The 14,079-nt window shown below is 40.8% G+C and carries 13 protein-coding genes; 6 read left to right on the forward strand and 7 right to left on the reverse strand.

Features of this window, described 5'->3' with window-relative positions; translation table 11 throughout:
- The first annotated feature begins 178 nt into the window (after positions 1-178).
- Complete coding sequence (locus IEY03_RS14230; protein ID WP_188842860.1) at positions 179-2,053, forward strand: SurA N-terminal domain-containing protein; 1,875 nt, start codon at positions 179-181, stop codon at positions 2,051-2,053.
- 161 nt (positions 2,054-2,214) lie between these two features.
- Positions 2,215-3,093, forward strand: coding sequence for an AraC family transcriptional regulator (locus tag IEY03_RS14235; protein WP_188842862.1), 879 nt, complete (start codon positions 2,215-2,217; stop codon positions 3,091-3,093).
- Positions 3,094-3,182: 89 nt separating this feature from the next.
- Here the strand turns inward: IEY03_RS14235 and fabV are convergent, their stop codons facing one another.
- The 7 genes from fabV to pspF form a co-directional block, all read right to left on the reverse strand.
- Positions 3,183-4,385: an enoyl-ACP reductase FabV gene (gene fabV, locus IEY03_RS14240; RefSeq protein WP_188842864.1), complete on the reverse strand. Its 1,203-nt coding sequence runs from the start codon at positions 4,383-4,385 to the stop codon at positions 3,183-3,185.
- Positions 4,386-4,490: 105 nt separating this feature from the next.
- Complete coding sequence (locus IEY03_RS14245) at positions 4,491-5,276, reverse strand: peptide ABC transporter ATP-binding protein (RefSeq protein ID WP_188842866.1); 786 nt, start codon at positions 5,274-5,276, stop codon at positions 4,491-4,493.
- Positions 5,257-6,267 (reverse strand): oligopeptide/dipeptide ABC transporter ATP-binding protein, encoded by a 1,011-nt coding sequence (locus IEY03_RS14250; protein WP_188842868.1) that lies wholly within the window; start codon positions 6,265-6,267, stop codon positions 5,257-5,259. Before IEY03_RS14250 ends, IEY03_RS14245 begins: the two co-directional genes overlap by 20 nt.
- A gap of 3 nt (positions 6,268-6,270) precedes the next feature.
- A complete protein-coding gene (locus tag IEY03_RS14255; RefSeq protein ID WP_188842869.1) occupies positions 6,271-7,161 on the reverse strand; it encodes an ABC transporter permease subunit in 891 nt (296 codons plus the stop codon).
- On the reverse strand, positions 7,148-8,179 hold the full coding sequence (locus IEY03_RS14260) for an ABC transporter permease (protein WP_188842871.1): 1,032 nt from the start codon (positions 8,177-8,179) through the stop codon (positions 7,148-7,150). The genes IEY03_RS14255 and IEY03_RS14260 overlap by 14 nt, the downstream gene beginning before the upstream one ends.
- Positions 8,180-8,181: 2 nt before the next feature.
- A complete protein-coding gene (locus IEY03_RS14265) occupies positions 8,182-9,774 on the reverse strand; it encodes an ABC transporter substrate-binding protein (RefSeq protein ID WP_229778343.1) in 1,593 nt (530 codons plus the stop codon).
- 181 nt (positions 9,775-9,955) lie between these two features.
- Positions 9,956-11,059 carry a phage shock protein operon transcriptional activator gene (gene pspF, locus IEY03_RS14270; protein WP_188842875.1) on the reverse strand — a complete coding sequence of 368 codons (1,104 nt, stop codon included), beginning with the start codon at positions 11,057-11,059 and terminating at the stop codon, positions 9,956-9,958.
- 179 nt (positions 11,060-11,238) lie between these two features.
- On the opposite strand from pspF, the gene pspA reads away from it, so the two are divergent.
- Genes pspA through IEY03_RS14290 form a run of 4 tightly spaced genes read left to right on the forward strand, consistent with a single transcriptional unit; the run spans position 11,239 to position 14,068 of the window.
- Positions 11,239-11,922 (forward strand): phage shock protein PspA, encoded by a 684-nt coding sequence (gene pspA, locus IEY03_RS14275; protein ID WP_188842877.1) that lies wholly within the window; start codon positions 11,239-11,241, stop codon positions 11,920-11,922.
- A gap of 20 nt (positions 11,923-11,942) precedes the next feature.
- The gene (gene pspB / locus IEY03_RS14280) at positions 11,943-12,182 is read left to right on the forward strand and encodes an envelope stress response membrane protein PspB (RefSeq protein WP_188842879.1); all 240 of its coding nucleotides are present in this window, start codon (positions 11,943-11,945) and stop codon (positions 12,180-12,182) included.
- Positions 12,169-12,564: an envelope stress response membrane protein PspC gene (pspC, locus tag IEY03_RS14285; protein WP_188842881.1), complete on the forward strand. Its 396-nt coding sequence runs from the start codon at positions 12,169-12,171 to the stop codon at positions 12,562-12,564. Before pspB ends, pspC begins: the two co-directional genes overlap by 14 nt.
- A 46-nt stretch (positions 12,565-12,610) precedes the next feature.
- A complete protein-coding gene (locus IEY03_RS14290) occupies positions 12,611-14,068 on the forward strand; it encodes a YcjX family GTP-binding protein (protein WP_188842883.1) in 1,458 nt (485 codons plus the stop codon).
- Positions 14,069-14,079 lie beyond the last annotated feature (11 nt).

The raw sequence follows: 14,079 nt of genomic DNA on the forward strand, positions 1-14,079 counted from the left end.
TTCGTAACCTAAGCACTGCTCTGGCGGTGCTTTTTACGAAATGAAATATCAATTGTTAAGTCATTGATATTCGGAGTATTGGGTTATACCCTGGGTAGCGTCTGATAACTCCATGTAAACAAGGCGCATCGACTACAGATGCGCCTTTTTATTTTAGTCGCAACAAGCGAGAATTCAGATGTTAGAAAAAATCCGCGAAGGGTCACAGGGAGTTGTTGCTAAAACAATTCTAATTCTTGTGATACTTTCATTTGCTTTTGCTGGTGTCAGTAGCTATTTAGGCTCTAATACTGGTGTTCCTGCTGCCATTGTTAATGGCATTGAAATTCCTGAAACTGAACTAGAACAAGCTTTCCAAAATGAGCGTGCCAGTTTAAAGCAGCAATACGGCGAAATGTTTGATGCCCTATCTGCTGATGACAATTACATGCAAAGTATTAAAGCCAGTGTGTTAGATCGTTTAGTGGCTAATACTTTGGTTGATCAAGCTGCAAGTGAGCTAGGTTTACGCGTATCAGACGAACAAATAAAACAGGCTATTTTCAGTGAACCCGCTTTCCAAACTGATGGTCAGTTTGATAACGATCGTTATCAAGCCGTTTTACGCCAACTAAATTATCAGCCTATTACTTTCCGTAACATGATGCATGTTGATATGACTCGTCGTCAGTTATTAAACGCATTATTAGGCAGCGACTTTGTTCTTGATGGCGAAGCTAAGCAATTGGCTGAAGTTCAGAATCAAACTCGTGATATCCGTTATATCGCAGTAGATGCTATGCCTTTCCTTGCAACCGCAAACGTCACAACGGAAGATGCTAAAGCATATTACGACAGTAACTTAACTCAATTTAATAGTCCTGAGCAGGTTAGCTTAGAATATGTTGAGCTAAACGTTAATGATATTGCAAAAGATGTGTTAGTTGACGATGCTGAAATCAGCCAGAATTATGAAGAAAATCAGGCACAATACCAAACGCCTGAAAAACGTCTAGCGAGTCATATTTACGCGGCAAGTGGCGATGACGCTGCAGACAAAGCTAAGTTAGAAGCCATTGCTGCACGTATCGCAGCAGGTGAAGATTTTGCTGAATTGGCTAAAACAGAATCAGAAGATCAATTCAGTGCTGAACAAGGTGGTCAAATTGACTGGTTTGAACAGGGCGTAATGGATCCTGCATTTGATGAAGCGTTGTTTGGTCTTGAAAAAGGGCAAGTATCAGGTGTTGTTAAAGGTGAATTTGGATTCCATATCATCAAGTTAGTTGATATTCAGCTAGGTGCGGTAGCTGCTTTTGATGATGTTAAAGATAAAATCATTGCTCAAGTTAAAGAAAAGAAAGCATTAGATATCTTTTATGGTTTACAAACTAAGCTTGCAGATACCAGCTATGAAATTCCTGATACTCTTTTAGATACCGCTAATGCTGTTAAAAAAGAAGTACAAACAACAGGTTTATTTACCCGTGATAATCCACCGGCTAATTTGAACAAACCTGCTCTTGTTAAAGCCGCGTTTTCTGATCAAGTACTGACAAGTGGTATGAACAGCGACGTTATTGAACTAGAGCCTAATCATGTTGTGGTTATTCGTGTTAAGCAGCATCTTGATGCTGGCACGTTAAGTTTCGACAAGGTTGAAATGAACATAGTGCAACGTCTTAAACAAGATAAAGCCAATGAAACTGCCCGCGAAAAAGCGGCTGGTTATATGACTCAACTGAAAGCGGGTGATTTTGCTCTTGCTGATGCGCAATTAATCACTGTGTCTAAATTAGGCCGTTTTAATCAAGATATTGATGCTGCAATTGCTAATAAAGCCTTCAAGATGCCAGCACCTGAAGCTGGGGCCGTGTCAATTGACACTGCTGCATTAGGTTCAGGTTATGCTGTCGTTGTGCTTGATAAAGTGAATGCCGCTGAAACGATTGATGTAAGCGCATTACAGTCAGTGAAGGAAGGTCTTGCTCGTCAATACGGTCAAGCGGATTATCGTGCAGTGATTGATTCTCTTAAAGCGAAAGCGAAAATTGAATATCCTGTAGCTGAATAATATTTAGCGTTAAGAAAAAGCCAAGGTGGTATTCATCTTGGCTTTTTTGTTTCTAAAAAACAGACTTTGGATTTATGATTAGGTTTGAATGCGTTAACCTTACGGCTTCTAAACTTGAAGAATGGTTAAGCTTTAAACTTTTATATAAATAAGGCGCTAATGTGGCTTTAGAACAACAATTTGAGCATGTTTTACAATTTATTGATGAACATTTAAGTGAAAATCTGTCAATCGAGATTTTAGCGGACAAAGCTGGAGTTCCGGTTAATCATTTTGAATTTATCTTTTTTAGCTTGTATCACACTCAATTTAAAGACTATTTGTCATTAATCCGCAATATTGAAGCTGCGCAAACCTTAGGCTTTGATAAATCAGTGCCGATTGAACAGGTTGCTAAAGCAGCAGGCTATGCTTCAACCACAGCATTTACTGATGGGTTTACATTAAGTATTGGCCAAAGTCCCGAAGCGTTTAGACAAGCACCAGACTGGGGAAATTTCTTTGCTAAGCAGCAGCCCTTAAAAACGTTCTCAGAGGGGCATGAGCAATTAGATCATCTTGATGCTAGCATTTGCATTGAAACGCTAACAGAGCTTGAACTGGTGATGATAGAACATCGAGGCCCTGCGTTATATGTTTCACAGTCTATTCAGGCATTGATTGCGTTTACAAAAGCACATTGTTTACCACCATCTCAACACCGTACTTTTAATTTTATCTATTCTCAGCCCCAGAATAACAACCACGATTATTCAATCGATATCGGCGTGAATGTATCTCAAGCGCAGTTAAGCAAGTTAAAAGAGCTATTATTTGGCTCAGCTCACTTTAAGGCAAAAACATTGCCTAAAGGACGCTATGCAGTGCTAAGCCATAACGGCTCTCAAGCTGAGTTAGCCAGTAAAATAAAATATTTGTATGGCACTTGGCTGGCAAAGATGAAATATCAACTTGGAGAGCAGCCATTAACATTTGAACGCTTTGATATGGGGAATGATGATGAGAATGTTAATCTTAAAATCTATTTAGCAATTACATAAACTTGCAGTGCAGGGGCTGTAATACATGGCTAATAAAATAACAAAAAACCAGCCTAGGTGGCTGGTTTTTAATGGCATGACAATATTGATTATAGGCTAATCACGTCAAACTCTACATTTGGATCGACATCTGCTTCGTAATCGATACCTTCAATACCAAAGCCAAATAGCTTCAAAAATTCTTCTTTGTATTCGCGGTAGTCGGTTAGTTCAGATAAATTTTCAGTGGTCACTTGTGGCCACAAATCACGGCAATGCTTCTGAATTTCTTCACGTAATTCCCAGTCATCTAAGCGTAAACGATTTGATTCATCTACCGCAGGCGCTTGACCGTCAGCGCGGTATAAACGCTCGCTGAACATACGATAAATTTGGTCCATACAGCCTTCATGAAGACCTTCTTCACGCATCTTCTTAAATACCATAGCGATATACAAAGGCATTACCGGAATGGCAGAACTTGCTTGGGTTACTACACTTTTAAGAACCGCAACATTGGCACTGCCGCCTTTAACAGACAACTTGGCATTCAATTCATGCGCAGCACGATCCAAATCCATTTTGGCTTTACCTAGGGCGCCATGCCAGTATATTGGCCAAGTGATCTCGGTACCAATATAGCTATAAGCTACGGTTTTACAGCCATCAGCTAATACGCCAGCCTGTGAAAGGGCATCCATCCACAGTTCCCAATCTTGACCGCCCATTACCGTAACTGTGTCGGCAATTTCTTGTTCAGTAGCAGGTTCAACTGAGGTTTCAATAATAGTGTCTTTGTTAGTATCAACAGCCGTAGCACTATAGGTTTCACCCATTGGCTTAAGGCTTGAACGGATCACTTCACCGGTATCAGGCAATTTACGTACTGGAGATGCCAGCGAATAAACCACCATATCAATTTGACCTAAGTCGGCTTTAATCAGCTCTATGACTTGCTGTTTAGCTTCATGGCTGAATGCATCGCAGTTAATGCTTTTTGAATATAAACCTTCAGCTTTAGCAAATTTGTCAAACGCGGCTGAGTTATACCAACCTGCAGTACCGGGTTTGGTCTCGGAACTTGGTTTTTCGAAAAATACACCTATGGTGGCGGCATCACAACCAAATGCTGAAGCGATACGTGAAGATAAACCATAACCACTTGATGAACCGACCACTAATACTTTCTTAGGGCCGTTTGAGATTTTACCTTTGGCTTTTGTGAGTTCGATTTGTTCTTTGACGTTTGCCTCACAACCAACAGGGTGAGTCGTGGTACAAATAAAGCCACGAATTTTTGGTTTAATAATCATAAGTCAGTTTCTTCCTTTTTAGTTGGCACTAGGATAATAAGTTCATCGATGAAATGGCACTGATTTTTGTTGAAAGCGTCTAATTTTGCCAGTGGTTGGAGCAGTTTAACGCTTTTGCATAAATTGACTTTGCTCTTGAATAAGCCTTTGGGTGTATTCATGTTGTGGTGAAGTGAATAAGTCTTCTGTTTTGGCTTTCTCAACTAGACAGCCATTTTGCAGTACCATAACTTTATCACTGATATGTCGGATGATATTTAAATTATGTGATACAAAAATATAGGATAAACCTAGCTCTCTTTGGAGCTTCAAGAGTAAGTTGATAATCTGTGAGCGTACTGATAAATCTAATGCTGTTAAGGCTTCATCGGCAATGATAATCTTCGGGTTTAGCATTAATGCTCTGGCTACTGCCACACGTTGTTTCTGTCCTTCAGAAACCATATGCGGGTAAAAATTAACATGCTCAGGCAATAAACCGACTTTTCTTAATGTTTCGATGACCTGGACACGACGCTCTTCTGCGGATAAGTCTGTGCTAAATCGCAATGGCTCATTTAATAGGTCGCCAATAGTTAACCTCGGATTCAGCGATGTGTTTGGATCCTGAAATATCATTCGGATAAGACGACAACGTTGTTTTAAATTGCGTGACTCTAATGCTTCGCCTTCAAAAAAGATATCGCCACTGCTGCGCTGCTCTGCACCGACAAGAATACGAGCCAAGGTCGATTTTCCTGAGCCGACTTCACCAACAATCGCTAAGGTTTCACCTCGTTCAAGCTCAAATGATACTGGCATTAGGGCATCATAATATTGTGGCGTAAACCCTTTGTAACCTGTTAAGTATTGCTTACTTAGGTTTGTTACTTTAAGCAAAGGTGTTGTCATCGGCTTCTTGCTCATTTTTGTATGGGAAGTGGCATGCATAAGCACGATCTTTTAATTGCTCTAAATTAGGCTGTTTAACGCATTGGCGTTTGGCTTCTGGGCATCTTGGACCAAGGCGACATCCGGCTGGAAGATTTTGAACCGATGGTGAAGAGCCCTGTAACGTTGGTAAATTTGATTTGTGGCGCATTTTTCCTGTGTAGTCAGGTAAATTTTTTAACAGGGCTCGGGTGTATGGATGGAAAGGGCTCGCGACTAATTCAGATGTCAGGCCAGACTCCATCATTTGCCCACCATATAGCACAGTTAGATGGTCACAATACTGTACTAAGGTTTCAAGTTCATGGCTGACTAATAAAATAGACACATTTTGTAGCTGATTTAATTGTGATAAGAGCCTGAAAATTTGCGCTTGGGTGTTTAACTCCATTGAATTGGTTGGTTCGTCAGCGATGAGTAATTTAGGATGGTTGGCGACAGCCATCGCAATCATCACTTTTTGACATTCACCTTCTGACAATTCCCAAGGAAAACATTTCATTAAGGTTTTTGGACTTTTAATACCGACTTTATGCAGCCATTTTTGGGCGCTAAGGTAGGTATCTTTTGATCTGCGCCAAAAAGGCACTGTCTTATTGGGGATAATAGCCTCAATTAATTGACTACCAACCGTTTTCACCGGGTCAAGACTACCTGAGGGATCTTGAAACACCATTGATATGTCACAACCCATAATACAGCGACGTTCTTTTGCCGTTAATTCTAATAAGTTTTGCCCATCAAACATCATTCTGTCAGCAATCACATGCCAGTTAGGCCCCAGAATACCCAGTATGGCTTTGGCCAAAAGGCTGCGGCCAGAGCCTGATTCTCCAACCAGTCCGTGGATCTCGCCAGGGTTCATGGTTAAACTCACTTTCTCAAGTACAGCGACTCTACCTGTGTCAGTTTCCAGTTCAATGGTGAGATTTCGAATATCGAGTAATGGCATAAGTTAGTTTCTTATTGGGGCTATCGCGGAACGTAATCCATCACCCACGAGGTTAACGGCGAGAACGCTAAATAATATTGCCACACCCGGAATGGTGACTGTCCAAGGCGCTAGCAAAAGGTTATCAAGTCCTTGTGCTATCATTGCACCCCATTCTGGGCTTGGTGCTTGGGCACCTAAGTTGAGAAATCCAAGTGCTGCAATATCTAATATCGCCGCTGAAATAGCCATAGTGACTTGAATAATTAGAGCTTCCCAAATATTTGGCATGATAACGTACCAAAAAATTTGTAGGTCATTGGCTCCGTCGAGTTTTGCGGCAGTGACATATTCTTTTTGAAGCTCTTCATGTACAGCTTGATGTATGGTGCGAATAAATTGCGGCACCATTGCAATACCAACAGCCCAAAATACATTACTTAGGCCAGGTCCGATAACGGCGACCACCAAGATAGCCATTAACAACGATGGTATAGATAACAATCCATCGAGTAAATGGCCTAAAATACTCGATTTCAAGCCGCGCATCATGCCGGAAATTGCACCAATGATGAAGCCGAAAAATAATGCGCAAGTCACTATAATTAATGACATGCCGAAGGTTAATTGCACGCCATGTAATATGCGACTAAAAATATCTCGGCCTAGATCATCAGTACCAAGAAAGTACTCAACATGTCCTAAAGGGTCCCAAGATGGCGGCAGTAGCAGTATTTGTTGATTTTGCTCATTCACAGAATAGGGGGCAATAAACGGTGCAAGCAGGGTTAACACTAATAAAAAACCGACACCCCACAAGCCGATTAAGGCGAATGGGTTGTGGGAAAATGCTTTCCATACACGTCCCGCAGGTGACGCTATGTAATCCTGCTTATATATCTTAATAGGTGGCATACAGTTCCTTTTTGCTCATTGGATTAATTGCTGTATGAACAAACTCAATTAATATGCTCAGGAAGATAATCAACAATGAAACCGATAATATTCCCGCCTGTATAACAGTATAATCACGCTGATATATCCCTGAAACCAGCCAACTTCCTACACCAGGCCAAGAAAAAATAACTTCTACAACAATACCATAGCTTGCAAATGAGCCTAACATAATGCCGATACTTTTCAGAACAGGGATCATTGCATTAGGCAAAGCATGGCGGATGATAATTTTTAAGGTATGTAATCCTCGGGCTTCTGCTGCTCGAATATAGGTTTGGTTCATCACTTGTAACATCGCTTGGCGGGTAATACGTACGATCAAAGTGAAAGGTAAAACCGCTAGGGTAATCGCTGGCAAAATTAAATGCATCAATGCATCAATAAAAGCCTGTTGACTATAGGTTGAATTCGATAACAAGGTATCAATTAACATGAATCCACTGACGGGCTCGATTTGATAAAGAAGATTAATTTGCCCAGAAATGGGTAACCAGCCTAAATTAACCCCAAACCACAGCGACAGACTTAGCCCTAACCAAAATACTGGGATTGAGTACCCCGTGAGTGTAAGACCTAAAATGCTGCGTTGAACGAGTTTGTTTTTACTCAGAGCCGCGATGACCCCAATAGGCACGCCAAAAATTAACGCGATAAAGCCCGAAAACAATGATAGCTCGAATGATGCGGGTAATACGGTTTTTAATTCTTCATAAACCTGTTGTTGGGAGTTATTCGAAACCCCCATGTTGCCACTCAAGCGTTGTTGAACGTAAGCAAGAAATTGGCTAAAACGATTACTCTCTAAATTAAAATCGTTATTGATTTGCTCGATTTGTTCTGCCGTAGGTTGTTGAACCCCACTTAGAGCATAGTGTTCATCAACAGGGAATAGGTGAGTTGTATAAAACAGCACTGCCATCATAATTAGAGTAGTGGCTAAAAATAAACTGACTCGTCTAAAAAAGTATCGCCACATGGTTAATTACTCTCTTGCGGATTTTGGACTATTTTTGCAAATGCAATGCCACCGTAAGGCCTTACTTGCATTGACGTAATCGTGTCTTTTTTCAAGATAACTTTTTGTGCATGGGCAATCGGTATTAAAGGGACTCGATCACTTAAAATGGCTTCAGCAGCTTGATAAAATGCTTTACGTTCTTCTCTCACCGTGGTCTTTTGCGCTTGGGTTAATAAATGGTCAAAATCTGCCTGACACCATTTTGAGCGATTATTATTCGAGGCTAAGGCGGCACAACTTAAAAGTGGGGTGAAAAAGTTATCAGGATCACTGTTGTCAGCATTCCAACCTATCAGCACAGAGTCGTAATCATCACTGGCCAGTTTTTGGGTGAAAACACTCCAGTCGTATGAAACAATATTGATTTTAACGCCTACTTTAGCTAAATCCCCCTGGATAAGTTCCGCAGTTTTAAGGGCGTTAGGATTATAAATTCGCGCAACAGGCATTGCCCAAATATCAATATCTAAGTTTTTGACCCCAGCCTGCTCTAGAAGTAATTTGGCTTTAGCAGGATTAAATTCATTGCTGGTTAAATTCTTTGAATATGCCCATGACGCAGGTGGCAGAATACCACTCGCCTCAACTGCAATATCATTGTAAACCACGTCTAAAATATTTTGTTTATCAATAGCGTGGGCAAGCGCTCTTCTTACTCTAATATCATTTAAGGGCGGTTTTTGGGTGTTTAATGCCCAAAAAGCGACATTTAGACCAGGTTTGGCATCGACCTTTATGTGTTGATGCTGATCAATGACAGCCAATTCACCTGCTTTAGGCAATGCTGAAACACTGCAATCGCCAGTGATGAGTTTTGCTATTCTCGCTGTACTCTTGGGGGTGATATCAAAAACTAAATGTTCTATATCGGGCTTGGCTCCCCAGTAATTGGGGTGTCGAATATAGCGAATATACTCATTTTTAATATATTGTGTTAACTGGAAAGGCCCTGTGCCAATCGGTTGCAAATCGATTTGTTCCGGCAAGCCATCCTTGAGTAATTTTTCGGCGTATTCTGCTGAAAGAACAACGGCGAAATCAGTGGCAAGGTTAGATAAGAAAGAAGCATCCTCGCGGTTTAGATGGAAAATAACTTGGTAGTCATTAACCTTCTCAATTGATGAAATAAGCTGTTCAAAACTGATACTTTGAAAAAATGGATAGCCTGTGCGACTAACCGAATGGTAGGGATGTTGAGAGTCGATAATACGATTGAAAGAAAATAACACATCGTCAGCATTAAATACTCGCTGGGGCTTAAAACGTTGGGTTTGATGAAACAACACATTTTGACGTAGATTAAAAGTGTAACTTAAACCATCTTCGCTAATCTGCCAGTCGGTAGCGAGTCCCGGGACAATATCACCTAAATCTGGGTTGTAATTTACCAGTCTGCTGTATAGCTGATGTGATGTTGCATCTATGGTTGTGCCTGAGGTAACCAGCTGTGGATTGAAGCTTTCAGGGTTGCCTTCACTGCAATATACCAAGCCTGGAGGAAGAGTTGCTTGACTACACGCACTGAGCAAAAGTCCAGAAAGACAGACAAACATTAGATGAAACCGTTGTTTCAAGAACACAGTCATAGCGAAATCGAATTTTTGTGGATCTGAGTAGTCATTTTAGCAGTGTAAATATCTTGGTAGCAAACAAGTTATTAAATTGTTTTTTGTGACTTTTTATCATCGCCCGTTAAAGTGGCATTCGATTAAAGGGCGATGTGATCATTTGTGACTAAAGTAAATTGTATTTTTTTAAAATTCCGCGTAACTGATGGTAACTTAGGCCAAGGATTTCTGCGGTTTTCTTTTGATTAAACTGACTTTCCGCTAAGGCCATTTGCAACAATTCAATTTCTTGTGTTTCGGTATACTCTTTGAAATCAAGAGGGAACTTAACTTGTGCTGTTGTATGGGCATTGCTGTTTGTCGAGCTAGCTAATTCAGGTTCAACAGCTGCTGTGTCAGTGGTTGCTTGTTGATTAGGTTCATTCGAGGATTGAGCGCTTGTAGCAACTTGCTGCCGCTCTTTGGTTTTTACTCGCGTTTGTGGACGATAAGGTGAAGCAAATGGATCCAAAATAATATGATCAATTTCCTGACCTTCGCTGCCCTCACGATAAACACTGCGTTCAACCACGTTTTTCAGCTCACGAATATTGCCAGGCCAAGTGTGGCTCATCAGTTGCTCAACCGCTAATGGGCTAAATCCGCCGAAATACTCTAATTTAAGTTGCCTTGCCATACTGATAGCGAAGTATTCGGCTAAATCCATGATGTCTTCTGTGCGGCAGCGCAGTGGTGGCAATGTGATCACATCAAATGCAAGTCGGTCGAGTAAATCTGCTCGAAATTCGCCTAAATCAGCCAGTGATGGTAAGTCTTCATTTGCTGCACAAATTAAACGTACGTCAGTTTGTACTGTTTTACTGCCACCGACACGTTCAAATTCGCCATACTCGATAACGCGTAATAGTTTTTCTTGGATAAGGCCGGATGTGTTTGCTAGCTCATCCAAAAATAATGTGCCGCCATTAGCGCGCTCAAAACGGCCTTCATGTTTGCCTTTTGCGCCAGTAAATGCTCCAGATTCATGGCCAAACAACTCTGATTCTAGTAAGGTCTCACTTAATGATGAACAATTAAGTTTAATAAAACTCTGATCCCATCTACCTGATAAATAATGTAAACGTTCGGCGATAAGTTCTTTACCTGTACCTCGTTCACCAATAATGAGCACAGGCTTTGACAAAGCCGCTACTTTCGAGACATGCTCTAATACTTCAAGCAGTGCATTGGATTGCCCGATGAGGTTATCTTGTTGAAATTGCTTATTCACAGTATTTGTTAGTCTTTTACGCTAATTATTGGTGAAAATAATAATAAGTGGCTCAGTAGATAAAAGAAAGAAAAACATGAGAATTTAGTTAAAGCATTGATATTAAATGATTTATAAAAGTTGGCACGCATAATGTATTAGTTATGACGTCATCCACATAGAAAACTGAGGTACATATTATGGGTATTTTTTCACGCTTCGCTGATATCGTTAATTCAAACATCAGCGCAATCCTTGATAAAGCAGAAGATCCAGAAAAAATGGTTCGTCTGATTATACAAGAAATGGAAGATACAGTCGTCGAGGTTCGTTCTACTTCAGCTAAAGTTCTTGCTGAGAAAAAAGAACTGCTACGTCGTATCGGTCGAGTACAAGAGCAGGTTCACGATTGGGAAGAAAAAGCAGAGTTAGCTATTTCTAAAGACCGTGAAGATTTAGCGAAAGCAGCCTTAGTTGAAAAGCAAAAAACGGCGACCTTATTAGCAACGCTTGAAGCTGAATTAAAAGTCGTTGAAGAGCATATTGCCCGTTTAAAAGATGAAGTTAGCCAGTTACAAGAAAAGTTAACTGATGCTCGAGCTCGTCAAAAAACGATCATCATGCGTAAGCAAACTGCCACTTCACGTTTAGAAGTAAAAAAGCAGCTTGATTCAAGTAAAATTGATGATGCGATGATGAAGTTTGAGCAATATGAGCGTCGTGTCGAAGGACTTGAAGCACAGGTTGATGCTTATGATTTAGGTAAAAAGTCAAGTTTAGACGATGAGTTTGCTGCGCTAGCTGCTGAAGATTCTGTTAACGATGAGTTGGCAGCATTAAAAGCAAAAGTAAAAGCAAAAAATCAACCTAAATCAAAAGCGTAATAATTTTTCAGAGGTGAGTTATGGATATGGATCTTCTTATTGCACCAATTATCATTTTTATGATTGTTGTGGCTCCTATCTGGTTGGTGCTTCATTATCGCAGTAAGCGACAAGTGAGCCAAGGGCTCACTGATGAGGAATTTAATCAGCTAAATGATTTAATTGCGAAGGCGGATAAAATGAATGGGCGTATTCATACCTTAGAAGCCATCCTTGATGCAGAATCTCCAGAGTGGAGGACGAAACATGAGCGAGTCTAACGGACGTACCTTATATAGAAATCCGCAGTCAGGCAAAATTGCTGGAGTGTGTGCGGGAATCGCAGAATATTTTAACTTTGAAGTGTGGTTAGTGAGGGTGGTTGCTGCATCAATTTTATTACTCGGCGGCAGCGGTTTTATCGTGGTTATTTACATTGCAATGTGGATGATTTTAGATGTAAAACCACGTAGCCAGTCACACTTAGATGCACACAAAGATATTGAAGTTAAAAAGAAAGTTTGGCAGGCCGGAGAGCCAGCGAAACAGGCTCTATTTGATGTGAATCGTCAATTTGCATCGTTAGAGTCTAGATTACAAAAATTGGAAAAACATGTTACTTCAGATACCTTTGACTTGAAACGTCAAATCAATAGTCTGTAATCAAATCTAGGGCGGTTATCCGCCCTTGTTTTATTTGGAATTAACAATGAGTCTACTGGAACGCTCGTTCAATAAAATCTCTCAATCTGCTCAATCACTGGTTCATCGCAGCACAGACAGGCATGTGCGTTTAGCGGTAACAGGTCTGTCTGGCGCAGGGAAAACCGCTTTTATCACTGGGCTAGTGAATCAGTTATTACACGCCGGGCTCAACTTCGATAAGAACCCACTGCCTTTATGGCAAGTGGCAAGAGATGGTCGTTTATTGGGAGTCAAACGGACTTTACAGCCAGACCTCAACATTGCCCGTTTTGATTATCAAAGTGCCATGCAAGCTTTGGGTGGGCAACCGCCAATTTGGCCGCCATCGACACGAAACATTACCGAATTGAGACTTGCAATTAAGTATCGCCCAGAACATGGGGTATTGGCTAAATTAACTGATTCCGCCACTTTATACGTTGATATTGTTGATTATCCCGGTGAGTGGTTGTTAGATCTTCCAATGTTAAAACAGGACTTCGCAACTTGGTGCTTGAGCCAGCAGGATGCAGTAACACGCTTACAAAGTAGTTCGTTGTATGCTGTTTTTAATAACCTTATTGCAGATGTTGATTTATCCGCCGCCGCTGACGAACAATTACTAAAAAAGATTGCTGATACTTATCAACATTTACTCAATGAAATGGTACATCAGCACGGGTTTTATTTCGCTCAACCCGGAAGAATGCTGTTACCCGGTGAATTTGAACATACGCCATTACTGACTTTTTTCCCGTTATTGAGTTTATCTCCGCTGCAACATGCCCAATTTAATGATGCAGATACCAATAGCTATTACCAGGTGCTAAAAGCGCGTTATCAAGAATATGTTGCTAAAGTGGTCAAGCCTTTTTATAAGGATCACTTTGCTAAGTTTGATCGTCAAGTGGTGTTAGTGGACTGTTTAAATGGACTCAATCATGGGCAAGCGCAGTTTAATGATATGGGGCAAGCGTTAAACAGTATTATGGAAAGTTTTCAATTTGGTCAGTCCAGCCTACTTAAACGCCTTTTTTCACCGAAAATAGATAAAGTGCTATTTGCCGCTAGCCAGGTAGACAGGGTCACTCGAAGCCAACAGAGTCATATTTTAAAGCTTTTAACTGAAATGTTACAACAGAGCCAACACTTTGCTCGCTTTGAAGGTTGTGAGGTAGAAACCATGGCCATAAGTGCGATCAAGGCTACCCAACATGGCATGATTAATTCGGCAAACGGTCAACAAGAAGTCATTAAGGGAACCGATAAAACGGGTAAATTAGTCACGCTTTATCCTGGCGATGTGCCAAGTCAGTTACCAGAGACTGATTTTTGGCAGCAACAAGGTTTTGGCTTTTGTGCATTTTCGCCGCCGTCATTAACCTTATTGCCCGATGCAAATGTTGATCCCCTGCAGCGCCTTTATCCACACATTCGCTTAGATCATTTACTAGAGTTTTTATTGGGCGATAAGCTTGCCTAAAAATTGAGTAA

It is taken from the genome of Shewanella aestuarii, assembly GCF_014647215.1.
GTDB lineage: Bacteria > Pseudomonadota > Gammaproteobacteria > Enterobacterales > Shewanellaceae > Shewanella > Shewanella aestuarii.

Bases quoted from the DNA above. Each gene is read 5' to 3' on its own strand.
- IEY03_RS14230 (WP_188842860.1), top strand. From the start codon at position 179: ATGTTAGAAAAAATCCGCGAAGGGTCACAGGGAGTTGTTGCTAAAACA.
- fabV (WP_188842864.1), bottom strand. From the start codon at position 4,385: ATGATTATTAAACCAAAAATTCGTGGCTTTATTTGTACCACGACTCAC.
- IEY03_RS14245 (WP_188842866.1), bottom strand. From the start codon at position 5,276: ATGACAACACCTTTGCTTAAAGTAACAAACCTAAGTAAGCAATACTTA.
- IEY03_RS14250 (WP_188842868.1), bottom strand. From the start codon at position 6,267: ATGCCATTACTCGATATTCGAAATCTCACCATTGAACTGGAAACTGAC.
- IEY03_RS14255 (WP_188842869.1), bottom strand. From the start codon at position 7,161: ATGCCACCTATTAAGATATATAAGCAGGATTACATAGCGTCACCTGCG.
- IEY03_RS14260 (WP_188842871.1), bottom strand. From the start codon at position 8,179: ATGTGGCGATACTTTTTTAGACGAGTCAGTTTATTTTTAGCCACTACT.
- IEY03_RS14265 (WP_229778343.1), bottom strand. From the start codon at position 9,774: ATGTTTGTCTGTCTTTCTGGACTTTTGCTCAGTGCGTGTAGTCAAGCA.
- pspA (WP_188842877.1), top strand. From the start codon at position 11,239: ATGGGTATTTTTTCACGCTTCGCTGATATCGTTAATTCAAACATCAGC.
- pspB (WP_188842879.1), top strand. From the start codon at position 11,943: ATGGATATGGATCTTCTTATTGCACCAATTATCATTTTTATGATTGTT.
- pspC (WP_188842881.1), top strand. From the start codon at position 12,169: ATGAGCGAGTCTAACGGACGTACCTTATATAGAAATCCGCAGTCAGGC.
- IEY03_RS14290 (WP_188842883.1), top strand. From the start codon at position 12,611: ATGAGTCTACTGGAACGCTCGTTCAATAAAATCTCTCAATCTGCTCAA.